This is a genomic window from Azospirillum sp. NS33, assembly GCF_059703765.1.
On record NZ_BAAKJB010000013.1, the window covers coordinates 126,999 to 149,949 of the forward strand.

Annotated in this window: 22 protein-coding genes; 17 read left to right on the top strand and 5 right to left on the bottom strand. The window is 73.5% G+C overall.

Annotated elements, in window-relative coordinates; genetic code table 11:
* Positions 1–50: 50 nt before the first annotated feature.
* On the bottom strand, positions 51–503 hold the full coding sequence (locus AC6H2I_RS13725) for a DUF2214 family protein (protein WP_497501213.1): 453 nt from the start codon (positions 501–503) through the stop codon (positions 51–53).
* Positions 504–561: 58 nt separating this feature from the next.
* Between AC6H2I_RS13725 and AC6H2I_RS13730 the strand changes: the two genes are divergently transcribed.
* The 5 genes from AC6H2I_RS13730 (at position 562) to AC6H2I_RS13750 (ending at position 5,376) form a co-directional block, all read left to right on the top strand.
* Entirely contained in the window at positions 562–1,137 is a 576-nt protein-coding gene (locus AC6H2I_RS13730) for a TetR/AcrR family transcriptional regulator (protein ID WP_497501214.1), read from the top strand.
* Between the two features lie 217 nt (positions 1,138–1,354).
* Positions 1,355–2,707: an ABC transporter substrate-binding protein gene (locus tag AC6H2I_RS13735; RefSeq protein WP_497501215.1), complete on the top strand. Its 1,353-nt coding sequence runs from the start codon at positions 1,355–1,357 to the stop codon at positions 2,705–2,707.
* Positions 2,708–2,791: 84 nt separating this feature from the next.
* Positions 2,792–3,709, top strand: a complete 918-nt coding sequence (locus tag AC6H2I_RS13740; protein WP_497501216.1) for an ABC transporter permease — start codon at positions 2,792–2,794, stop codon at positions 3,707–3,709.
* Between the two features lie 45 nt (positions 3,710–3,754).
* Positions 3,755–4,612, top strand: coding sequence for an ABC transporter ATP-binding protein (locus AC6H2I_RS13745; protein WP_497501217.1), 858 nt, complete (start codon positions 3,755–3,757; stop codon positions 4,610–4,612).
* Positions 4,612–5,376 (top strand): Crp/Fnr family transcriptional regulator, encoded by a 765-nt coding sequence (locus AC6H2I_RS13750; RefSeq protein ID WP_497501218.1) that lies wholly within the window; start codon positions 4,612–4,614, stop codon positions 5,374–5,376. The genes AC6H2I_RS13745 and AC6H2I_RS13750 overlap by 1 nt, the downstream gene beginning before the upstream one ends.
* A 54-nt stretch (positions 5,377–5,430) precedes the next feature.
* Here AC6H2I_RS13750 and AC6H2I_RS13755 read toward each other — a convergent pair whose 3' ends face one another.
* Together AC6H2I_RS13755 and AC6H2I_RS13760 are read right to left on the bottom strand one after the other, a co-directional pair.
* On the bottom strand, positions 5,431–7,083 hold the full coding sequence (locus tag AC6H2I_RS13755) for a hypothetical protein (RefSeq protein ID WP_497501219.1): 1,653 nt from the start codon (positions 7,081–7,083) through the stop codon (positions 5,431–5,433).
* Between the two features lie 314 nt (positions 7,084–7,397).
* The gene (locus AC6H2I_RS13760; protein ID WP_497501220.1) at positions 7,398–9,956 is read right to left on the bottom strand and encodes a TonB-dependent siderophore receptor; all 2,559 of its coding nucleotides are present in this window, start codon (positions 9,954–9,956) and stop codon (positions 7,398–7,400) included.
* Positions 9,957–10,182: 226 nt separating this feature from the next.
* On the opposite strand from AC6H2I_RS13760, the gene AC6H2I_RS13765 reads away from it, so the two are divergent.
* Together AC6H2I_RS13765 and AC6H2I_RS13770 are read left to right on the top strand one after the other, a co-directional pair.
* Positions 10,183–10,443: a type II toxin-antitoxin system prevent-host-death family antitoxin gene (locus tag AC6H2I_RS13765; RefSeq protein ID WP_497501221.1), complete on the top strand. Its 261-nt coding sequence runs from the start codon at positions 10,183–10,185 to the stop codon at positions 10,441–10,443.
* A complete protein-coding gene (locus AC6H2I_RS13770; RefSeq protein ID WP_497501222.1) occupies positions 10,443–10,859 on the top strand; it encodes a type II toxin-antitoxin system VapC family toxin in 417 nt (138 codons plus the stop codon). Before AC6H2I_RS13765 ends, AC6H2I_RS13770 begins: the two co-directional genes overlap by 1 nt.
* A 57-nt stretch (positions 10,860–10,916) precedes the next feature.
* Here the strand turns inward: AC6H2I_RS13770 and AC6H2I_RS13775 are convergent, their stop codons facing one another.
* Together AC6H2I_RS13775 and AC6H2I_RS13780 are read right to left on the bottom strand one after the other, a co-directional pair.
* Positions 10,917–11,909, bottom strand: coding sequence for a FecR domain-containing protein (locus tag AC6H2I_RS13775; protein WP_497501223.1), 993 nt, complete (start codon positions 11,907–11,909; stop codon positions 10,917–10,919).
* Entirely contained in the window at positions 11,906–12,448 is a 543-nt protein-coding gene (locus AC6H2I_RS13780; RefSeq protein WP_497501224.1) for a sigma-70 family RNA polymerase sigma factor, read from the bottom strand. Before AC6H2I_RS13780 ends, AC6H2I_RS13775 begins: the two co-directional genes overlap by 4 nt.
* Before the next feature lie 325 nt (positions 12,449–12,773).
* Between AC6H2I_RS13780 and AC6H2I_RS13785 the strand changes: the two genes are divergently transcribed.
* From AC6H2I_RS13785 to AC6H2I_RS13830, 10 genes are all read left to right on the top strand, one after another.
* Positions 12,774–13,319: an OsmC family protein gene (locus AC6H2I_RS13785; protein WP_497501225.1), complete on the top strand. Its 546-nt coding sequence runs from the start codon at positions 12,774–12,776 to the stop codon at positions 13,317–13,319.
* Between the two features lie 39 nt (positions 13,320–13,358).
* Complete coding sequence (locus tag AC6H2I_RS13790; RefSeq protein WP_497501226.1) at positions 13,359–14,498, top strand: acyl-CoA dehydrogenase family protein; 1,140 nt, start codon at positions 13,359–13,361, stop codon at positions 14,496–14,498.
* Complete coding sequence (locus AC6H2I_RS13795; RefSeq protein WP_497501227.1) at positions 14,495–15,835, top strand: FAD-dependent oxidoreductase; 1,341 nt, start codon at positions 14,495–14,497, stop codon at positions 15,833–15,835. The genes AC6H2I_RS13790 and AC6H2I_RS13795 overlap by 4 nt, the downstream gene beginning before the upstream one ends.
* Before the next feature lie 38 nt (positions 15,836–15,873).
* Complete coding sequence (locus AC6H2I_RS13800; RefSeq protein ID WP_497501228.1) at positions 15,874–16,818, top strand: MBL fold metallo-hydrolase; 945 nt, start codon at positions 15,874–15,876, stop codon at positions 16,816–16,818.
* A gap of 66 nt (positions 16,819–16,884) precedes the next feature.
* Positions 16,885–17,664 carry a sulfite exporter TauE/SafE family protein gene (locus AC6H2I_RS13805; RefSeq protein ID WP_497501229.1) on the top strand — a complete coding sequence of 260 codons (780 nt, stop codon included), beginning with the start codon at positions 16,885–16,887 and terminating at the stop codon, positions 17,662–17,664.
* Between the two features lie 45 nt (positions 17,665–17,709).
* Positions 17,710–18,156, top strand: coding sequence for a cyanase (gene cynS, locus AC6H2I_RS13810; protein WP_497501230.1), 447 nt, complete (start codon positions 17,710–17,712; stop codon positions 18,154–18,156).
* 73 nt (positions 18,157–18,229) lie between these two features.
* Complete coding sequence (locus tag AC6H2I_RS13815) at positions 18,230–19,021, top strand: ABC transporter ATP-binding protein (protein WP_497501231.1); 792 nt, start codon at positions 18,230–18,232, stop codon at positions 19,019–19,021.
* A gap of 46 nt (positions 19,022–19,067) precedes the next feature.
* The gene (locus AC6H2I_RS13820; RefSeq protein WP_497501241.1) at positions 19,068–20,315 is read left to right on the top strand and encodes an ABC transporter substrate-binding protein; all 1,248 of its coding nucleotides are present in this window, start codon (positions 19,068–19,070) and stop codon (positions 20,313–20,315) included.
* Entirely contained in the window at positions 20,312–21,151 is an 840-nt protein-coding gene (locus AC6H2I_RS13825) for an ABC transporter permease (RefSeq protein WP_497501232.1), read from the top strand. Before AC6H2I_RS13820 ends, AC6H2I_RS13825 begins: the two co-directional genes overlap by 4 nt.
* Positions 21,152–21,260: 109 nt before the next feature.
* Positions 21,261–22,868, top strand: a complete 1,608-nt coding sequence (locus AC6H2I_RS13830; RefSeq protein WP_497501233.1) for a sigma-54-dependent Fis family transcriptional regulator — start codon at positions 21,261–21,263, stop codon at positions 22,866–22,868.
* The last annotated feature ends 83 nt before the right edge of the window (positions 22,869–22,951 follow it).

Consider the following 22,951-nt stretch of genomic DNA (forward strand, 5'->3'; position numbering starts at 1 on the left):
CAGCGTAACCACCGGCGCACTCAAACTCCACGCCCCCTCACCACACCCCCTCACCACCCCCACCACCCCCGGGCCATCGCCGCGGCGGCGACGGGGATGGCCAGCAGGCCCAGGCCCTCTGCCGCCACGAAGCCCCGCACCCGGCGCACCGCGCCCTCCGGCGGGGCGAAGGCGGCGTCGGCGCGGGCGGCGCGGCGCCAGCCGAGGATGGCCCGCGTCGGGGCCACCGACAGCAGGCCGACCAGGGCGAACAGCGCCATCTTCACCCAGAAGGCCGGGTTGTCCCAATAGGCCTCCGGCCCCTTGGGGCCCAGGAACAGCCGGGCGATCCCCACCGCCACCAGCAGCCCCGCCGCCGCGCCATAGGCGGCGTCGAGCCGGCCCAGCCGGCGCAATCCATCGGCACCCAGCGGTGCGGCCAGCAGGGCCAGCTCCGCCGCCAGCGCCATGGCCAGGGCGAAGGCCAGCGCGTGGTGGAGCGCGGCGAGCAGCAGATCCGTCATGGCGGCACCATCCCCGGCGTGGCATGTTGACACCGTCAACATAGCGGGGATGTGAACGGTGTCAACATCGACGCGCGGCGCCTACCACCACGGCGACCTCGCGGCCGCCCTGCGGCGGGCGGCGGAGGACCTGCTCGACGAGGGGGGCAGCGGGGCGGTCAGCCTGCGCGCGGCGGCGCGCCGCGCCGGGGTCTCGGCCTCGGCCTGCTACCGCCACTACCCGGCCAAGGAGGACCTGATGGCGGCGGTGGCCGAGCAGGGCTTCGCCGAGCTGGGCGAAGCCCTGGCCGGGGTCGCCCAGGGCGACGGGGAGATGGCGGACATGGCCGTGGCCTATGTGGGCTTCGCGGTGGCCCGGCCCGGGCGCTTCCGCCTGATGTTCGGGGCGGCACCCTGGCCGCGCGGCCGCCACCCCGGCCTGGACGCCGCGGCGGCCGCCAGCTATGGGGCGCTGGAGGCGGCGGTGGCGCGGACCGGGCGGGGCGGCGACGGGGTGCGGGCCGCGACCACCGGCGCCTGGGCGCTGGTCCACGGCCTCGCCACCCTCATCCTCGACGGCCGGGTGCCGGGCGACGACGTGCCAGGCCTGGTGCGCGCCGTGCTGGGCGCCCGGGGACCCGGCCACTTGTATTAGATCGCCGGGGGCGGGCCGGGCCACGGCCATGGCATGTGCACCGCGCGCAGGCAGACGGCCCGCCCCGGATCCGCCCGCGCTGCCACACAACACGCCAGCCCGGCACCCCCCGACCGCCCGGAACCCGCGGCTTTCCGTCCCATGCGGCGAAGTGGCACGCCGCTTGCTTCTCCCTTTCCATTCCTCGGACATGCGGCGAACACGGGAGGGTACAAGCATGAAGCACTGTACGATCCTTCTCGCTCTCGGGCTGGCGCTGGCGCCGGCCGGTGCGGCGTTGGCGGAGACCATCGAGATCGGCATCGGCCACCAGAGCACGGTGACCAACACGGTTCCCGGCGGCATCATCCTGGAGAAGCTGAAGCTTCTCGAAAAGCACCTGCCCACCGACGGCAAATACGCCGGCGTCACCTACGACGTGGTCTACCAGGACTACACGTCGGGCCCGCCGATCACCAACCAGATGCTGGCGGGCAAGCTGGCCTTCGGGGTGATGGGCGACTACCCGCTGATCGTCAACGGCGCCAAGTTCCAGGCCTCGGGCAGCGGCGAGACGCGGCTGATCGCCGTCACCGGCTACAACCTCAAGGGCACCGGCAACGGCATCGTCGTGCCGGTGGCCTCCGACGTCTATTCCCTGGACCAGCTCGCCGGCAAGTCGATCTCCACCCCCGTCGGCAGTGCGGCCTGGGGCATGACCCTGAAGGCGCTGCGCGACGCCGGGCTGATCGACACGGTGAAGATCCAGAACCAGGCGCCGCCGGTCGGCGTCGTCAACATCGCCCAGGGCAAGATCGACGCCCATTCCGACTTCTGCCCGTGGTCGGAGGTGATGGAGTTCCGCGGCACCGGCCGCAAGATCTTCGACGGCAGCGAGGCGAACATCCCGACCTTCCACGGCACCGTGGTGACCAAGGCCTTCGCCGACGAGCACCCGGCCATCGTCCAGGCCTACATGGACGCCACCATGGAGGCCCAGGACTGGATCGTCGAGGACCCCGTGCGCGCCGCCACCAAGGTGTCGGAGTGGACGGGCGTGGAGAAGGAGGTGCTCTACCTCTACTTCTCCAAGGGCGGCATCTCGACCTTCGAGCCGTCGCTGAAGCCGCAGTGGATCGCCGCGCTGAAGTACGACCACGACCTGCTGGCCAAGGAGACCGGCCTGACGGCGCTGGACTTCGACCGCTGGGTCGAGCCCAGCTTCGTCACCGCCGCCTTCGCCGCCCGCGGCCAGGACTACGCCGCCGCCGTGGGCTCGGTGGTCGCCTCCGCCCCCGGCGCGCCCGGCCTGGCCCCGGCGGAGATGTGGGTCGACGGCGAGGGCGTCACCACCTACGACAGCCCCGCCGCCATGACCGCCGCCTACCAGGGCGCGCAGAAGGCGGGCAAGCCGGTGCTGGCCACCTACGTCTACGACAAGGCGACCGGCCTGAAGCTGTTCGGCACGGTCGCCTTCTTCGTCAAGACCCCCGACGGCGCCCTCACCCCCTTCATGAAGAAGGGCGACGCCGAGGCCTACGCCGCCGCCCACCAGGGCGCGCTGGCGGGGTGGAGCGACCTGGTGTCGTGACGCCGCCGGCCGGCGGGGGCGTGCGCGTCCCCGCCGGCCGGCCCGTCCGGCACAGTCAGCGGTTTGCCAGGAGTCCCCCTTTCCATGAGCACCTCCTCCATGATGCATCGCGACGGCGATCCCGGCCCGGCCGCCGCGGCGGCTCCCGCGGCGGCGGCCCCCAAGGCGGCGGCCGTTCCATCGGCGGCCGTTCCATCGGCGGCTGGCCCGGCGGCCGGCGCCGCCTGGGCCGCCACCCACCTGCGCCCCACCCTCGTCAGCCTGGCCTCCGTCCTGCTGGGCATCGTGGTCTGGCACCTCGCCACCCTCTACCGGGTGGAGGTGTTCGTCAGCTTCCGCAACGTGCCGACCCCGGCGGCGGTGGCAACGGCGCTCGCCGGGCACCTCGCCGGGTCGGAGTTCTACGTGCATATCCTGGTGTCGCTGCAGCGCACCTTCAGCGCCTTCCTGGCGGCGGCGCTGCTGGGCGTGGCGCTGGGCACCCTGATGGGCCGCTCGCGCCTGGTGCGCGCCATGGTCGTCCCCTACATCGAGATCCTGCGGCCGATCCCGGCGGTGGCGTGGATCCCGCTGGCCATCCTGATGTGGCCGACCGAGGAGGCCTCGATCATCTTCATCACCTTCCTCGGCGCCCTCTTCCCCATCGTGCTGAACACCCTGCACGGGGTCGAGCAGACGCCGGAGATCCTGGTGCGCGCCGCCAAGTCGCTGGGCGCCTCGCGCCTGCAGATCTTCTGGAACGTGATCCTGCCGGCCGCCCTGCCCTCGATCGCCGCCGGCCTGTCGATCGGCATGGGGGTGAGCTGGTTCTCGCTGCTGGCCGGCGAGATCATCTCGGGCCAGTACGGCATCGGCTACTTCACCTGGAACGCCTACTCACTCATCAACTATCCCGACATCGTCGTCGGCATGCTGGTGATCGGCGCGCTGGGCACCCTGTCGACCTACGCGGTGGGGCTGGCGACCCGGCCGTTCCTGGCGTGGCAGCGCCGCACCCGCTGACGCCGCCCGCCCCACCGCTGCGTCCCTCGAACCGGAGGCCGATCCATGAACCTGAACGTCGTCGCCCTGCGTGACCGCCCGCGTCCGGCCGCGGCCCTGCGCGCCAAGGGCCGGGACCGCGGCCACATCGCCATCGACCGCGTCGCCATCGCCTTCGGCAAGGGGGCGGCGGCCCGCACCGCGGTGACCGAGACCACCCTGGACATCCGGCCGGGCGAGTTCGTCTGCATCCTCGGGCCGTCGGGCTGCGGCAAGTCGACCCTGCTCAACTCCATCGCCGGCTACGTCACGCCGTCCGGCGGCGCGGTGCGGGTGGACGGCGAGCCGGTGACCGGCCCCGGCCCCGACCGCGGCATGGTGTTCCAGCAATACTCGCTGTTCCCCTGGAAGACGATCCGCCAGAACATCGCCTTCGGCCCCAAGGTCGCTGGCCTCGGCCAGGCGGAGTGCGAATCCACCGCCAACACCTTCCTGGAGATGGTCGGCCTGACCAAGTTCGCCAACAGCTACCCGGCGGAGCTGTCGGGCGGCATGCAGCAGCGCGTCGGCATCGCCCGGGCGCTGGCCAACTATCCCAGCGTGCTGCTGATGGACGAGCCGTTCGGGGCGCTGGACGCCCAGACCCGGCTGATGATGCAGGAGAGCCTGCTGAAGATCTGGAGCGAGTTCGGCACCACCGTGGTGTTCGTCACCCACGACGTCGACGAGGCGATCTTCCTGGCCGACCGGGTGCTGGTCATGAGCGCCAGCCCCGGCGCCATCATCGACGACCTGGCGGTCGACCTGCCCCGTCCCCGCCAGCCCGAGATGGCCACCACCGACGCCTTCGTGCGCCTGAAGAAGCGCTGCCTGGAGCGCATCCGCGCCGAGAGCCTGAAGGCCTTCGAGACGGGCGGGCGCTGATGGCGGTTCCGGTCCGCTCCCCCCGCCCCGCCCCGCCGTCGCGCGTCTCGGCGGTCTTCCTCAGCGAGGCGCCGGGGCACCTGGACGAGGGCGCCGGCTTCCTCGGCCGGCTCGAGGCCGCCGACCTGGCGCGGGTGCGCGCCGCCGGCACCACCCGGGTGCTGCGGCGCGGCGAGGGCGTGTTCTTCCAGGGCGACGCCCACCACGGCATCTGGCTGATCGAGAGCGGCGGGGTGCGCACCTTCTACGTCGGCCCGTCGGGGCGCGAGATCACGCTGGCGCTGTGGACGTCCGGCCATTTCGTCGGCGGGCCGGAGATCTTCGGCGGTGGCACCCACATGTGGTCGGCCGACGTCCAGGAGGACGCCATGCTGCTGTACCTCGACGGCGGCACCATCCGCCGCCTGATCGAGACCATGCCGCGCTTCGCCATCTGCCTGATCGACGGCCTGGTGGCCAAGGGCAAGTGCTACTCCGCCCTGGTGCAGATGCTGGGCACCCGCTCGGTCACCGAACGCCTGGCCCAGCTCCTGCTGATCTTCGCCGACACCTACGGCCGGCCCGAGGGCAACCGGCTGGTGATCGAGCGCCGGGTGACCCACGACCAGCTCGCCGCCATCGTCGGCGCCACCCGCCAATGGGTCACCATGACCCTGGACAAGTTCCAGAAGCGCGGCCTGATCGCGGTGGGCCGCCAGAGCATCGTGGTGGAGCAGTACGACCAGCTCAAGGCGCTGGCCGAGGATCCCGAAGGGCGGGGCTGACCGCCCGGCGGCGCCGGTGGCCGCCGCGCCCGGGCTCGGTCAGGCCGGGCTCGGTCAGGCCGGGCCGGGCGCCCCGGCGCCGGCCGGCCGCATGCGGTTGAGCACCCGGCGGGCGAAGCTGGCGCCCAGGCCCGGCCGCACCGCGTCGGTGACCCGGATCAGCGCGTTCATGGTGGCGGCGGCGGCGTCGTCGCCCGGCAGCAGCTCGGGCAGCCGCTTCTCGAAGACGCGGTTCAGCGCCGCCTCGACCTCGCCCAGGACCTGGGTCGTCTGGCTGTGGCAGCGCAGGCCGTCGGGCCCGTCCAGGGTCCGGTGCAGCAGGCTCGCCGCCCGCTCCGCCGCGGCGAACCGCTCCTCCGGCCCGGCGCCGGCCAGGGCAATGGACACCCGCCGCTCGGTGAAGGGGGCGAGCACCAGCAGGCGCAGGGTCGGCAGCAGGCGGTTGGCGGTCAGCGGCATCAGCGTGGCGCGCACGCTCAGCACCCGCTTGTGGCGCGCCGCGCCGGCCTCCAGCACCCCCGCGCCCAGCAGGCCGTGCAGCCAGTTCCCCGCCGCCATGGTGCGGGCGTGCGCGTCGAACACGTCGGCCGGGGGGGCCTCGGCCGGCTCGAACTGCAGGGCGTCGACCGCGGCGGTGCCGAGCCGCTCGGCCTCGCCCACCAGATGCTCCATCAGCGCCAGCACCGCCGGCGGCGCCGCGGCGTCGTCGATCTGGCCGGTGCCGCCCGGGCGCTGCTGGGTGGAGAGGCGCAGCGCCGCCACCAGCGGCCACGGCGCCTCGACGCTGCGGGCCACCATGACCAGGAAGGCGGCGGCCCGTTCCGGTCCGGCGGGGCCGGCCGCGGCGAAGCCCTGGAGGGTGCGCTCCACGTCCTTGTGCAGGTCGTAGAGGAACTCCCGGTCGTCGCGCCAGCCGGGGCTGGCCAGCCGGCCGTCGATCCCCATGACCAGGCTGAGGAACGGGTCGCGCAGCTCCACCGACACCGCCATCAGGGCGGCCAGCCGCCCGGCGGCGTCGGCGATCCGCTCGGGATCCCACAGGTCGGGGGGCAGGTCGCCGGTGCGCGCCAGACGGTCGGCGAAGCGCCGGGCCTCGCCGGAGTCGCTGGCCAGCGCGTTGAGGCAGCGCAGCGCCTCGCCCTGGGCGTCGAGGGTGATGTTGGCGACGGATTCGGAGCGCAACGCGGTGTCGACGTCGCCCGGCGTGCGCGGGTCGACGGTGGCCATGATGGCCTCCAGCCGGCTCGCCAGGGCGCCCAGCCGGCGGCCGTTGCGCTCCACCATGAACCGCCACAGCGGCCCCAGCCAGGCCCGCGACAGCACCCAGGGCCGCGCCGCGGCGTCGCCGACCCGGTCGAGGCCGTCGACCAGCAGAGGCTGGAGCGGCGCCCACACCAGACGCGACAGGGTGGGCAGGCGCGGCAGGTCGAGACCGCGCAGCATCGGCCGGATTTCCGCCAGCACCGCGTCGATGGTCCGGCTGCCGGCGGCGAATCGCAGCCGGCGCAGCTCCAGGGTGTGGATGACCGCGGCCAGCGTGCGCCGCGACACCCCGGACAGCAGGTCGTGCACCGTCTCGCGCGGCCGGGCGAACGACGCGCCCTGCGCCGCCGACGGCGCTCCGGGGTCCCCCGGCACGGTGTCGTAGAGAAGCCGGTTGAACAGCCCGGACACCGGGCCACGACGACGCGGCGCCGGCGCCGTCATCACAGCCACCGCGCTCGTGTCGACGATGACATCGTGCTCGCCCGCATCCCGCCCCGCTTTGCCCCGCTCGCCCCACCCCGACGGGCAACCATCGGGCGGGGCTCGCAAACCACCGCCGCCGACGCGGGGCGCGTCCCGCGGGCGGCGGCCGTGGCGTGTGTCGACCCCGTAACAGGATCGCATAGCGTCGCACACGAAGCGAACAGTCTTTCGCAGTGCGGGATCGAATCTGGCGCGCTGTGGCGCCGCTGCACCCCTGGGGCCGCGGCGCCGCGGCGCCCCGCGATCACCAGCGGGCGATCACCAGCGGGCGATCACCAGCGGTAGGTCAGCGTGGCGTAGACCGTGCGCCCGGTGCCGTAGTAGCAGCCGGTGGTGCTGAGGCAGGTCGCGACGTACTCCGTGTCGAACAGGTTCTGGGCGTTCACCGCGATGCCCAGCCCCTCGAGCCGGGGCGCCGCGGCGCCGAGGTCGTAGCGGATGGCGGCGTCGACCAGGGCGTAGCCGTCGATGGCGTAGGTGTTGGCGTTGTCGCCGTAGGTCTGGCCCATCCAGCGCACGCCGGCGCCGACGCCGAGGCCGGCCAGCGCGCCCTCGCGCACCGTGTAGTCGGCCCAGGCCGAGGCCTGGTGGCGCGGCACGAAGGCGTAGCGGTTGCCCTCCAGGCTGACCCCGGCGGCGTTGGCGTTGGCCTCGGTGATCTCGCTGTCGGTGTAGGCGTAGGACGCCACCAGCGACAGGGACGGCGTCAGCTGCGCCTTGCCCTCCAGCTCCACGCCCTGCATCCGCACCTCGCCGGTCTGTTCGTTGAAGCGGGTGTCCACGGGGTCGGGGGTGAGGACGTTGCGCTGGACCAGCCGGTAGGCGGCCAGCGTCACCATGCTCTGGGAGCCCGGCGGCTGGTATTTGACGCCCAGCTCGAGCTGCTCGCCCTCGGTCGGCTCGAACGGCGTGCCGGAGCGGTCGGAGCCGCCGGCCGGCTGGAACGAGGTGGCCCAGCTGGCGTAAGGGGCGATGCCGTTGGCGAAGGCGTAGACCAGCCCGGCCCGGCCGGTGAAGGCGCGGTCCTCCTGCTCGACCCGGGTGGTGGTCCCGCTGGCCGCCAGGGTCGTGTCGGTGTCGGTGTCGGCCCAGTCGTGGCGGGCGCCCAGGGTCAGGGTGAAGCCGGCGACCTCGATCTGGTCCTGGATGTAGGCGCCGAGCTGGGAGCGGTCCTGTTCGATGGTCATCGCCGCCGCCGGGCGGGTCGGCGTGGCCACCCCGTAGGCCGGGGTGTAGGCGTTGAAGGGGGTGGTCAGCACCTGCAGCGCGGATTCCTCGAAGCGGCTGGTCTCGTAGGAATAGTCGACGCCGACCAGGGCGGTGTGGGCGACCGCCCCGGTGGCGAAGCGGGCCACCGCCTGGGTGTCGACGGTGGTGAGGCGCGCCGTCTCCGGGAAGGCCCAGGCGTAGCGCAACAGGGCGGCGGGGTCGCAGGCGGCGGCGCTGAGGCAGAAGGCCTGGACGCGCTGGGTGTCGACGTCCACCGCGCCGTGGCGCAGGGTCTGGCGCAGGCTCCAGGTGTCGTCGATGTCGTGGCTCGCCTCGTAGCCGACGAACCACTGTTCGTTGGTGAATCGGTCGAAGCCCGGTTCGCCCACGAAGGTGTCGCGCGGCAGGGCGGCGTAGGCGTCGGTGAACAGGGTGCCGTTGGCCGGCAGGGCGGGGGCGCCGCCGCCGCCGTCGGACTCGATGCGCTGGTACTCGCCCAGCAGCGTCACCTCGGTGGCGTCGCCGGGCCGCCAGGTCAGCGACGGGGCGACGTAGATCTTCTCCTCCTCGACGTGGTCGAAGTGGGTGTCGCCGACGCGGCCCAGCCCGACGATGCGGCCGAGCAGCCGGCCCTCGCCGTCGATCCGCCCGCCCAGGTCGACCGCCCCCTGCCAGCGCTCCGGCGTGCCGGTCTGCACCGCCACCTCGCGCACCGCCGCGTCGGTCGGGCGCTTGCGCACCATGTTGACGGTGCCGCCCGGCGTGCCCTGGCCGTAGAGGATGGACGACGGCCCCTTCAGCACCTCGACCCGCTCCAGCCCGTAGGTCTCGACCCGGGGCTGGGCGTAGCCGCGCGCCCCGAAGGGCAGGCGCAGCCCGTCGAGGTAGCGGCCGGGGGTGAAGCCGCGCACGGTCAGCCAGTCGTGGCGCACGTCGTTGTCGCCGTACTGGGCCACCACGCCCGGGGTGTAGCGCAGGCTCTCGGTGACGCTCTGGACGCCCTGGTCGTCCATCTGGTCGCGGGTCACCACGTTGATGGCCTGGGGCGTCTCCAGCAGCGGCGTGTCGGTCTTGGTGCCGGTGGCGCTGCGCCGCGCCACGTAGCCGTCGACCGGCCCGCGCGCCGTCTCGGCGCCGGCGGCCCCCTCCACGGTCAGGGTGCCCAGCGTCAGGGCGCCGCCCGCCGGCGGCCCGTCCAGGCGCACGGTGCCGGGGGCGACGAAGCGCCAGGTCAGCCCGCTGCCGTCCAGCAGCCGGGCGAAGCCCTCGGCCACCGTGACGCGGTCGTGCAGGCCGGGGCTGGTCTTGCCCTGGGTCAACGCGGCGTCGAACGACAGGGTGACCCCGGCCGCCGCGGCGAAGCGGCTGAGCACGGCGCCCAGCGGCCCACCGTCGATGGCGTAGCGCGCGGCGGCCGCCGGGGCCTGGACCGTTCCCTGCTGGGCCGCCTGCTGCGCCTTGGACGTCTGCTGCGCGAGGGCCGGGGCGGCCGCCAGGGCGGCGTGGCCGGCCGGCAGCGCCAGCCCGAGGCAGGCCGCGGCGGCGAGGCGGCGGCGCCCGGTGCGGCCGGTGTGGGGGGCGGAGGGGTGTGGGCCCAGGGGGCGGCCACTGTCGTGCGCCATGGTGATCCTCGTGCGCGGCCATCGGGAGGGGGACGGCGCCGCCCGCGATGCGACGCCCATACCCCCGGGTCGGACGAGACGGCGAAAGGGACAAGGGCGGGGCGAAAAAACTTCACCCTCACGCCGCCGCGCATCCTGGGACTGTAGGATCATGCCTACCCTGCGGTTGTTTCCCTTGGAGGACCACATTAAGCTGATCCGACCGAAACGGATCGGAGCCCCAGCCATGGGCCGGATGATGTCCAGCCGGGAGTTCAATCAGAATCCCAGCGAGGCGAAGCGGGCGGCCGCGACCGGGCCGCTGATCGTCACCGACCGCGGGGAGCCCGCGTTCGTCCTGCTGACGTACGATGACTTCCGACGTCTGTCCGGCCAGATCGACGGCTCGTTGCTCGACCTGCTGCGCCAAGACGGTCCGGAGGGGGACTTCGACGTCGACATGCCACGGCTTGGCGATGGCCTCGCGCGGCCAGCAGACCTCGGCTGATGTTCCTGCTGGACACCAACGCCGTTTCGGAGCTGCGTCGGCCTGACAGGGCCAATCCCGGTTTGGTGGCGTGGGCCGCCGCCGCCGCGCCGGCCGAGCTGTTCATCTCGGCCATCACACTGTTCGAGATCGAGCTGGGCGTCCGGCAGGCGGGACGCAAGGACGCGGCCAAGGAGGCGGTGTTGCGCGCTTGGGTCGATGGACGCCTGGTCCCGGCCTTCCGGGATCGCATCCTGCCGGTCGACGGCCCGGTGGCGCAGCGCTGCGCCGCCTTGCACGTGCCGGACCCGCGCCCGCAGCGCGACAGCCTGATCGCGGCCACGGCGCTGGTTCACCGGCTGGTCGTGGTCACGCGCAACACCCGTGACTTCGAGCCGATGGGCGTCCGGCTGCTCGATCCGTGGAGCGCCGCCTGAAACCCGCTGCGGCGGGAGGACGGCGTCCCGGCCCGTCGCAGAGCGCGGCCCCACCCCTCACCGCGGGGCCACGGTGACCCAGTAGCCGGTGCGCCGCACCACCCGCACCGGCAGGGAACCCGCCAGGGCGGCCAGGGCGCGGTCGGTGTCGGCCAGCGGGAAGGCGCCGGACACCCGCAGGCCGGCCACCGAGGTGTCGCAGCCGAGGTGGCCGGGGCGGTAGCGCGCCAGCTCCGCCACCAGGTCGCCGAGGCGCCAGTCCACCGCCACCAGCACGCCGCCGGTCCACGAGGTCTGCGCCGGGTCCAGGGCGGCGGGCGGGTCCACCGCCGCCGGGGTGAAGCGGGCGCCCTGCCCTTCCCGGACGATGCGGGTGGCGCCGGCGGCGGACACCTCCACCGCGTCCTCCATCACCGCGACCCGGGTGGCGCCGTCGTCGAGGCGCACGGTGAACCGCGTGCCCAGCGCCCGGATGCGGCCGTGCGCGGTCGCCACCACGAAGGGGCGGGGCGGCCGCACCGGGTCGGGCGCCGTCTCGATCAGGATCTCGCCGGCGTGCAGGGTCACCCGCCGCTCCACCGCGGTGAAGACCACGTCGACGGCGCTGGCGGTGTTCAGCACCAAAGCCGTGCCGTCGGCGAGGCGGACGGCCGTGCGCCCGCCGGTTCCGGTGCGGTGGGTCGCCAGCCAGGCCGGCCACGGCAGGGCGTCGTTGGCGGCCCAGGCGGTGCCGCCGATGGCGAGCGCCCCGGCGACCGCCTTGAGAACGGCGCGCCGCCCGGCCGGCACCGCGCCGGCGGCGCCGTCGCCGGCGGCCAGCGCCAGGGTGGCGCGGGACAGCCGGGCGGGCAGGCCGTCGAAGCTCCGCGTCAGCGCCTCCACCCGCTCCCAGGCGTCCTGGTGGCGGGCGTCGGCGGCGTGCCAGCGCCGCCACGCCGCGTGGTCGGTGTCGGTGGCCGTGCCGGAGCGCAGGTGGGCGTACCAGCCCGCCGCCGCCTTGAGCGCGGCGCGGTCGGGGGCGCTGCCGGACCGGGGGCCGCGGTCGCTCACAGCCCGGCGTCGAGGCGGAAGAGCAGGCAGTGCTCCATGGCCCGGGCCATGTACTTCTTGACCGAGCTGACCGAGACGCCAAGCCGCGCGGCGATCTCGGCATAGGCCAGCCCGTCGAGCTGGGCCATCAGGAAGGCCTGGCGCACCCGCGGCCCCAGCCCGTCCAGCATGGCGTCGATCTCGGCCAGGGTCTCCAGCACCACCGCCCGGGCCTCGGGCGACAGGGCCACCGGCTCCGGCTCGCGGGCCAGCGCCTCCAGATAGGCGCGCTCCAGGCTGACCCGGCGCAGGTGGTCGGTCATCACCCGGCGCGCCACGGTGGCCAGGAAGCCGCGGGGCTGGCGGATCGCCGCCGCCGCCGATCCTGCCGGCGATCCTGCCGCCGCACCGGCGATCAGGCGCACGAAGGTGTCCTGGGCCAGGTCGGCGGCGCTGTGGGCGCAACCCAGGCGGCGGTGCAGCCAGCCGACCAGCCAGCCGTGGTGGTCGCTGTAGAGGGCGTGGAACGCGCCCTGGGCGGGCGCCGCGGCGTCGGACATGGCGGAACGGGACCGTCGGGGTGGGAGGGCGGACGGGTGGGAGGGCGGACGTCCGGACAGCCTAGCGAGAATGAGAACAAGTCGCAATATTGCCGAGGGTCGGGGCTGCGGTGGCCCGACAATGTCGACAATCATCGACATTATGAACAATGTCGACACTCTCGCCCCGGCGATCGCTCCCGTCCGCGCCCCGGGTGCGACGGATCGTCGCCCGTTTTCAAGGGCTTGCCGAAAATCCTGCGGGTTGGCGCGGCGCTTGCTTTGGTGGGGTGTGGCCCGCGGGATCACCGGCGGGCCGTCCACCAAGGGAACAAGGGCAGAGCCAATGAGCACCGCACCCGAAACGGTTACCAGCTACCTGCGGCCGATCGATCGCGACGGGCTGATGGCGTTCGCGGACAAGGGCCGCGCCAACCCCGGGTCGCGGGGCACCAACCTCGTGCACACCGTGTGCGAGGGCCAGTACCGGACGCTGAGCTATGTCGGCTCCCATGAGCCGGTGGTGGTCGACGAGCCGCCCCACCTGTTCGGCCAGAACACCGCGCCGGCGCCGGGCGAGATCGCCCTGTCGGCGCTGGGCGGCTGCCTCGCCGTCGGCATCACCGCGGTGGCCACCTGGAAGAACGTCCGGCTGTCCAAGCTGGAGCTGTTCCTGGAGGGCGACATCGGCAACCCCGCCGCCTGGGGTGCCGGCGGGGCCGACAAGGCGCCGGCCGACATGGGGTTCCAGGAGATCCGGGTGAAGGTCGTCGTCGAGGGCGACGCCAGCCGCGAGGCGCTGGCGGAGATCGTCCGCCACGCCAACCACTACTCGCCGGTCGCCAACACCATGCGCAACCCCATCCCCTTCTCCATCGGCCTCGCCGACTGACCGGCCCCCTCCCGCCGTCCCGCACCGAGCGAGGTTGCAATGACAGATGCTGCTTGTATCGATCCCGTCCGTCAGGACGCCTGGAGCGACCGGGTCGTCCTGGACCGGGTCGCGGCGGTCGCGCAGGGCCCGCTGGCCGGTCTGGTCAACCGGATCGACCACGACGGCCACTACCCGCTCGAGGTCATGGCCGCGCTCGGGCGGGCCGGCGCGCTGGGCGTCCACCTCGACCGCCACGGCCGGCGCGTCGGCCTGGCCATCGCCGCCATGGAGACGGTCAGCCGGGTGTGCGGCGCCACCGGCTTCCTGATGTGGGCCCACCAGGTGTGCGGCCTCTACCTGGAACGCTCGGGCAACCCGGCGCTGGCGGGCGCCCTGCTGGAGGACCACGCCGCCGGCCGCCGCTTCGGCGGCACCGCGCTGTCCAACCCGATGAAGGCGCTGTCGGGCATCGAGCCGATGCTGCTGCGCGCCACCCCGGTTCCCGGCGGCTACCGGGTGTCGGGCGCCCTGCCCTGGGTCAGCCACATCGGCCCCGGCCAGTATTGCGGGGCGATGGCGCGGGTCGAGCACGACGACGGCGGGTGCCACGAGATCCTCTTCCTGCTCGACTGCGACGACGCGACGGAGCTGCGGCCCTGCCCGCAGTTCTCGGGCATGGAGGGCACCAGCACCTGGGCGATCCGCCTGAAGGACCGCTTCGTCGGCGCCGACCGGCTGGTCGCCGACCCCGCCCGCCCCTTCGTGGGGCGCATCCGCGCCCCCTTCATCCTGCTGCAGACCGGCATCGCGCTGGGCGTGGTGGGCGGCAGCATCGACTCCATGCGCGAGGTCGAGGCCTCCCACGGCCACGTCAACCGGCACCTCGACGACCGCCCCGACGAGCTGGAGCGCGAGGCGCTGGACCTGCGCACCCGCATCATGGCGCTGGCCGAAACCCCCGACGAGGAGGGCCGCGACTACCTGCTCGACGTGCTCGACGCCCGGGTCCAGGGGGCGGAGCTGGCGCTGCGCGCCGCCCAGTCGGCGCTGCTGCACCAGGGGGCGCGCGGCTACCTGATGGCGTCCGCGCCGCAGCGCCGGGTGCGCGAGGCCCATTTCGTGGCCATCGTCACCCCGGCCATCAAGCATCTGCGCTGGGAGATGGCCCGGCTCCTGAAGACGGAGCTGCCGGCATGACCGACGCCCTCGACGCCTGGCGCCAGTACATCTGCCGCGCCTGCGGCCTGATCTACGACGAGGAGCTGGGCGACCCCGACAGCGGCCTCGCCCCCGGCACCCGCTTCGCCGACATCCCCGAGGACTGGGAATGCCCGGTCTGCGGCGTCACCAAGGCCGAGTTCGAGCCCTACGAGCGGCCGCAGCCGATGCCCGCCGCCGCTGCCGCCGCCGCTGCCGCCGCCGCCGAGGCGGGGCCGGCGCACCGGGCGCCGGGCGTGGTCATCGTCGGCGCCGGCCTGGCCGGCTGGAGCGTCGCGGAGGCCGTGCGCGCCCTCGACGCCACCATCCCGGTGACCGTGGTCACCAACTGCACCGGTGACGTCTACCACAAGCCGGAGCTGTCGGTGGCGCTGGCCCGCGGCCTGGCGCGCGACCGGCTGGCCCGGCGCAGCGGGGCGGAGCAGGCGGCCCGGCTGGGCGTCCGGCTGCTGGCCGACACCGTCGCGGTCGGGCTGTCGCCGTCGGTGCGGCGCCTGCGCACCACCCGCGGCACGCTGCGCTACGCCCATCTGGTGCTGGCCTCGGGCGCCCGCCCCGCCCTGCCCCGCGCCCTGCCCGCCGACCTGTGCTGGCGGGTCAACGACCTCGACGCCTGGGCCGGGCTGCGCCGGGCATTGGGCGACGGTCCGAAGGAGGTGGCCATCGTCGGCGCGGGCATGATCGGCTGCGAGCTGGCCGAGGACGCCGCCCGGGCCGGGCACCGCGTCACCCTGCTCGACGTCGACTCGCGGCCGCTGGCGCGCCTGCTGCCGCCGCCGGCCTCGGAGCGGCTGCGGCGCGGCCTGGAATCCCTGGGGGTCGTCTTCCTCGGCCCGGTCGAGGTCGCGGCGGTGGAGGGTGACGGCGCACGCCGCCGCCTCACCACCCGCTGCGGGCGGGTGCTCGGGGCCGATGTGGTGGTCGCCGCCACCGGGCTGGCGGCGGAGTCGCGGATGGCGCGGGCCGCCGGCCTCGCCGTCCGCAACGGCATCGCCGTCGACCCCACGTCCTTGCGGACCAGCGCCGCGGACGTCTACGCCCTGGGCGACTGCATCAGCATCGACGGCGCGCCCTGCCGCTTCGTCGAGCCGATCGCCCGGCAGGCCGACGCCATCGCCCATGCCGTCCTCGGCCGGCCGCACCCCGGCTACGCCCACCAGCCGCCGGTGATCCGGCTGAAGACCCGGTCGGCCCCGTTGGTCCTGCACGGCCTTCCCGATCCCGGCGGCGACTGGCGCACGCTGCGCGACGACCCGGACGGCCTGGTCATGGAGCAATGGCGCGACGACCGCCTGCACGCCCGGATCGTCGCCTGAACGCCGGCCCGACTCCCACCCCGCGAGGACGCCCGTCGATGACCGACCCCCTCCTGCGCGACGATCCCCTGGCCGAGGCGTCGGCCATCATCGAGCGGACCCTCCAGGGGCGGGGGGCCCGTCCGGTGGTGCGCTGCTTCTTCGACGCCGCCTCGTGCACCATGACCTACGTGGTGCACGACCCGATGACGCGGGGGGCCGCCGTCATCGACAGCGTGCTGGACTTCGATCCGGTGTCGGGCGCGGTCGCCCACGCCTCGGCCGAGCGGGTCGCCGGCCGGGTCCGGGCCGAGGGGCTCAAGGTCGCCTGGCTGCTGGAGACCCACATCCACGCCGACCACCTGTCCGCCGCCCCCTGGCTGCAGGACCGGCTCGGTGGCACCCTCGCCGCCGGGCGGCGGGTCGTCGAGGTGCAGTCCCACTTCGCGACGGTCTTCAACGCCGGCAGCGAGTTCGCCCACGACGGCTCGCAGTTCGACACCCTGTTCGGCGACGGCGACCGCTTCAGCGTCGGGACCATCGACGCGCTCGCCCTCCACGTCCCGGGCCACACCCCGGCCGACGTCGCCTACGTCATCGGCGACGCGGTGTTCGTCGGCGACACCCTGTTCATGCCCGACGCCGGCACCGCGCGCGCCGACTTTCCCGGGGGCGACGCCCGCCGCCTCTACGCCTCCATCCGCCGCCTGCTGGCCCTGCCGCCGCGCACCCGCATGTTCCTGTGCCACGACTACAAGGCGCCGGGGCGCGACCATCACGGGTTCGAAACGACGGTTGCGACGCAACGCAGCGATAACGTCCACGTGCGCGACGGCATCGCCGAGGACACCTTCGTGCGCCTGCGCACCGAGCGCGACCGCAGCCTGGCGCCGCCGCGCCTGCTGATGCCGGCGGTGCAGGTGAACATGCGCGCCGGCCACCTGCCGCCGGCGGAAGCCAACGGCACCCGCTACCTCAAGATCCCGCTGGCGCCGCCGCGCTGACACGGCGCCGTCCCCCGATCACCCCGGACCACCCCCGGCCAACCCCATCACAAGGACCGCCATTCCATGCTCGACCCCATGCAGTCGCTGGCCGGCGTCGCCGCGGGAAGCCTGGTCGGCTTCACCCTCGCCCTGGCCGGCGGCGGCGGCTCCGTGCTCGGGCTGCCGCTGATGGTCTACCTGGTCGGCGTGCCCAACCCCCATGTGGCGGTGGGGACCAGCGCCCTGGCGGTGGCGGCCAACGCGGCGGTCGGGCTGCTCGGCCACGTGCGCCGCGGCACCGTGCGCTGGCGCTGCGCGCTCTGCTTCGCCGCGGCCGGGGTGCTCGGGGCGGCGGCGGGCGCGCGGCTTGGCATGGCCATCGACGGCGCGCGTCTGCTGGTTCTTTTCGCCTTGTTTATGATCCTGGTCGGCGTCCTGATGCTGCGCCCCCGCGCCGAGGGCGGCGGAATGACCGCCGACTGCACCGGGCGGCGGCTGCCGCGGGTGGTCGGGTTCGGCGGTGCGACCGGCGTGCTGTCGGGGGTGTTCGGCATCGGCGGCGGGGTGCTCATCGTGCCCGGGCTGATCGCCTCCACCGGCATGCCGATCCTGAACGCCGTCGGCTCGTCCCTGGTGGCGGTGACCGCCTTCGGGCTGACCACCGCCGTCCACTACGCCCTGTCCGACCTGATCGACTGGGCGCTGGCCATCCTGTTCATCGCCGGCGGCGTCGCCGGCAGCCTGGCCGGGGCGCGGGCGGCGCAGGCGCTCGCCCGGCGCAAGGGCGCCCTGAACCGCGTCTTCGCCGCGCTGGTCTTCGCCGTGGCCGGCCTGATCCTCGCCAAATCCTTCGGCGCGCCCTGACGGGCCCGTCCGCACCCCTTCCCCCTCACCATAGGAACCCTCGCGATGAAGCGGCAAGACGTTACGGAAACGATCCTATCAAAGAAACGCATGGCGCGGCTGAGCTGGGCCGCGATCGGCGAGCGGATCGGCGGCGCCTCGCCGATCCTCGTCACCGCGGCGCTGCTGGGCCAGATGCCGCTGACCGCGGAACAGGCCGCCGCCGCCGCCGCGCTGTTCGAGCTGGGCGAGGAGGAGACGCTGCTGCTCCAGGAGATCCCCTACCGCGGCGCGCAGCCCTCGGCGGTGCCGTCCGATCCGCTGGTCTACCGCTTCCACGAGCTGGTGTCGGTCTACGGCACCACCTGGAAGGAGCTGATCCAGGAGGAGTTCGGCGACGGCATCATGTCGGCCATCGACTTCGAGATGGAGATGGAGCGCCAGCCCGACCCCAAGGGCGACCGCGTGAAGATCACCATGTCCGGCAAATTCCTTCCCTACAAGCGCTACTGACCCCGGGGCCGGCCGTGCCCCCGCCGCGGGTGCCGGCCGTTCCCTCCCTTCCGCGGCAAGAGAGGCCAACGCGATGATCAGACCCGGCGCGCACATCCAGATCGACGGCGTCACCCACCGCTACCAGGCGCGCGGACCCGTCGTGCTGGACGGCATCGGTGCGGAGATCCACCCCTGCGAGGCGGTGGCGATCATCGGCCGGTCCGGCTGCGGCAAGTCGACCTTGCTGCACCTCATCGCCGGCCTGGCCCATCCCTCCAGGGGCGCGGTCTTCATCGACGGGGCGCGGGTGTCCCAGCCCTCGCCGCGCTGGGTGATGATGTTCCAGGCGCCCTCGCTCTACCCGTGGATGAGCGTCGCCGAGAACGCCGGCGTCGGCCTGCGCTTCGCCGGGCTCGGCACGGCGGCGGCCCGCGACCGGGTCGCCGACCGTCTGCGCCTGGTCGGCCTGGAGAGCGTCGCCGACGCCAACGTCCAGGACCTGTCCGGCGGCCAGCAGCAGCGCGTGGCGCTCGCCCGCTCGCTGGTGATGGAGCCGGAGGTGCTGCTGCTGGACGAGCCCTTCTCGGCCCTCGACGCCTTCACCCGCGCCACCCTCCAGGCGGAGGTCCGGGGCATCGCCAAGCGCCTGGGCATCACGCTGATCTTCGTCACCCACGACATCGACGAGGCGGTCCTGATGGCCGACCGGGCGCTGGTCATGACCGCCAACCCCGGGCGCATCGTGGCCGACGTGGCGGTCGACCTGCCGGAGCAGCGCGACCGCGGCGACCCGGCGGTCAAGGCCGTGCGCAACGCCCTGATGGCCCGCTTCGAGGAGGTGGTCGGGGAGACGGTCGGCCGCCCGCGCGCCGCGGTCCATTGACCGCCGCCAACGATTGCAGACACCCACAACGACGGAAGGGCACGTGATGTGTGAGAAATGCGAACAGGTCGGCCTCGACCATTCCTCCTCCCTGTTCCACGCGCCGGTGTCGCGCCGGCGCTCGCTGGACATGCTGGCGGCCGGCGGCCTTGCCGCCTGGCTGGCGACGCTGCCGGGCGGCGGGGCGCGGGCCCAGGCCCCCGCCGACGACAAGGTGCGCATCGGCTACCTGCCGATCACCGACGCGACGGCGCTCCTCGTCGCCCACGCCAAGGGCTTCTTCAAGGACGAGGGGCTCGACGCCGAGACGCCGACGCTGATCCGCGGCTGGTCGCCGCTGGTGGAGAGCTTCGCGGCGCGCAAGTTCAACCTCGTGCACCTGCTCAAGCCGATCCCGGTGTGGATGCGCTACAACAACAACGTGCCGGTCAAGATCATGGCCTGGGCCCACACCAACGGGTCCGCCGTGGTGGTCGGCAAGGACACCGGGATCACCTCCTTCGCCGGCCTCGGCGGCAAGCAGGTGGCGGTGCCCTATTGGTACTCGATGCACAACATCGTGCTGCAGATGGCCCTGCGCGCGGCCGGCATCACCCCGGTCATCAAGGGCGAGGGCGAGACGGTCGCCGCGACCGAGTGCAACCTCCAGGTCCTGGCGCCGCCGGACATGCCGCCGGCGCTGGCCTCGCGCAAGATCGACGCCTACATCGTCGCCGAGCCGTTCAACGCCCTGGGCGAGCTGAAGGCGGGCGGCAAGGTCCTGCGCTTCACCGGCGACATCTGGAAGAACCATCCCTGCTGCGTCGTCTGCATGCACGAGGACGACACCCTGCACCGCAAGGCGTGGACCCAGGGCGTCATGAACGCCATCGTCCGCGCCGAGATCTTCGCCTCCCAGAACAAGGCGGAGGTGGCGCGGCTGCTGTCCAGGGACGGCGACGGATACCTGCCGGTCCCGGCCGAGGTGGTGACCCGCGCCATGACCCACTACGACGCCGACGCCTACGCCGAACCCGACGCGATCCGCAACGCCGCGGAGTTCGGCAACGGCCGCATCGACTTCCAGCCCTGGCCCTACCCCTCCGCCACCCGGATGATCGTCGAGGCCATGGGCAAGACCGTGGTCAGCGGCGACACCGCCTTCCTCGGCAGCGTGTCGCCCGACCTGGTCGCCCGGGACCTGGTGAACTACGACTTCGTCAAGACCGCCCTGGAGACCTACCCGGAGTGGAAGCAGGACCGCAGCGTCAACCCCAGCGACCCCTATGACCGCACGGAGGTGGTGAAGCTATGAGCATGGCCGGGGCATCCCTTTCCTGCGCGCGGTCGCGGATCGCCGAGGTCCCGGCGGGCGCCCTGCTCGCCGCGGCCCTGCGCGCCGTCGCCTATCCCGCCGGCGGTGTCCTCATCCTGCTGGCCGTCTGGTGGCTGGGCGGCGAGGTGGTGGCCGCGAACCCGCGCACCGCGTCCTTCGCCGGCTTCGCACCGGCGCCGGCCGTTCGGGCGCTGCTCGACATGGCGGCCTCGGGCGCCGTGCTGGACGCCGCGTGGCCCAGCCTGCAGCGCATCGCCCTCGGGCTCGGCTGGGCGGTCGTCATCGGCGTTCCGCTCGGCATCCTGACCGGCCGGGTGCCGCGGTTCCGCCAGCTCACCCACGTGCCCTTCCAGTTCCTGCGCATGATCAGCCCGCTGTCGTGGATGCCGGTCGCGGTGCTGGCCTTCGCCAGCTGGGACGGCGCCATCGTCTTCCTGATCGCGGTGGCGGCGGTGTGGCCGGTCACCTTCGCCACCGCCAACGGCCTGCGCAAGGTCGATCCCTCGTGGTTCAAGGTCGCCCGCAACCTCGGGGCCGGGCCGTGGCACGTGCTGACCGTCATCATCCTGCCGGCCATCGCCCAGGACGTGCTCACCGGCATCCGGCTGGCGCTGGGGGTGGCGTGGATCGTCCTGGTGCCGGCGGAGTACCTGGGCGTGACCTCCGGCCTCGGCTACGCCATCAACGACGCGCGCGACACGCTGGAGTACGACCGGCTGGCGGCCTTCGTGATCGTCATCGGGGCCATCGGCTTCGCCCTCGACGCGGTCTGCCTGTCCTTCATCAAGCGCTTCGGCTGGGTGCGCGAGCGGTAGGGCCGGCCTGGGGTCGGTCGAGCGCACCCTTTGGCGGGCGCGGCGGATGCGCTACCCTGCCCGGGGCGCCGCGGGACGGCGCCAGCCACGCTGCGGGACCGCTTCGCCCATGGTGAGATCCGCCTCGGACCGCGACACCGCCGGTGATCCCGAAGGCTCCGCCGCCTTCTGGCGCACCCAGGAGATGCTGCTCGTCCAGCAGGTGATGTCGCAGATCGGCAAGGGCCTGCTGCTCGACGGGACGCTGCAGGAGATCCTGCACCTGCTGTCGGAGATGCTCGGCCTCAACCGCGGGCGCATCGTCCTCTACGACGCGCCCAGCAAGCTCTACCGCATCAAGCACGCCTACGGCCTGACGCGGGAGGAGATCGACCGCGGGCGCTACCACCCCGGCGAGGGCATCACCGGGCGGGTGCTGGTGGACCAGCAGCTGGTCATCATCCAGGACATCGACAAGGAGCCGAGCTTCCTCGGCCGCGCCGTGAAGCGGGAGCGGCTGCCGCCGGAACAGGTCTGCTTCCTGGCCACGCCGGTCCAGTCGGGCGGGCGGACGGTCGGCGTGCTGGCCTGCCACCGCATCCGCCGGCGCGCCCGCGCCCTGTCGGACGACGTGGTGATCCTGCAGATCATGGCGACGCTGGTGGGCCAGCTCCTCCACCTCAACGCCACGCTGGACATGAAGACCCGGGCGCTGGAGCAGCACAACGAGCTGCTGGCCCGGGCGCTGGAGACGGCGACCGCGCGCTACGGCATCATCGGCACGTCGCCCCTCCTGCTGCGCGCCATCGCCGAGCTGGAGCGGGTGTCGCGCACCCAGGCCAGCGTGCTCCTGCTGGGCGAGTCCGGCACCGGCAAGGAGCTGTTCGCCCGCGCCCTCCATCTGGCGAGCGACCGCCGCGAGGAGCCGTTCATCAAGGTCAACTGCGCGGCCATCCCCGAGACCCTGTTCGAATCCGAGCTGTTCGGTCACGAGCGCGGCGCCTTCACCGGGGCGGCCTTCGCCCGCGCCGGCTGGTTCGAGCAGGCCGACGGCGGCACCATCTTCCTCGACGAGATCGGCGAGATGCCGCTGCTGATGCAGACCAAGCTGCTGCGCACCCTGCAGGAGGGCACCATCACCCGGCTGGGTGGGAAGGCCGAGATCCGCGTCGATGTGCGGCTGGTGGCCGCCACCAACCGGGACCTGCTGCGGGACGTGCGCCAGGGCCGCTTCCGCGAGGACCTGTTCTACCGCCTCAACGTCATCCCCATCCGCCTGCCCAGCCTGGCGGAACGCGCCGGCGACATCCCGATGCTGGTCACCCATTTCGTCAACCGCACCAACCAGGAGAACCAGCGCAACGTGAACCTGACCCACGAGGCGATCGAGCGCCTGAAGGACCTGCCCTGGCCGGGCAACATCCGCCAGCTCTCCAACGTCATCGAGCGCATGGTCCTGCTGGCCGACAGGCCGGTTCTGGACAGCCGCGACGTCGACGCCTACATGGCGCCGTGCGCCGCCCATCCCGTGAGCGTGGCGGCGGAGCGGGCGGCGGCGCCCCTCGCCGCCCCCTTCGCGGAGCTTGCCAAGGCGCGGCCCTACGCGCCGGCGAGTTCCCATCCCGCGGAGGCCCTGCGCGAGGCGCTGCGGCGCAGCCAGGGCAACAAGTCCCGCGCCGCCCAGCTGCTGGGCATGACGCCGCGGCAGTTCTCCTACCGCTGGAAGCTGCACTGCTGATGTCCGGCGGGCGGTGCCGGTCAGCACGATCGCCAGCACCGCGTCGGCCCGGTGCCCGGCGCCGGCCGTGGCGTCGGGCATGG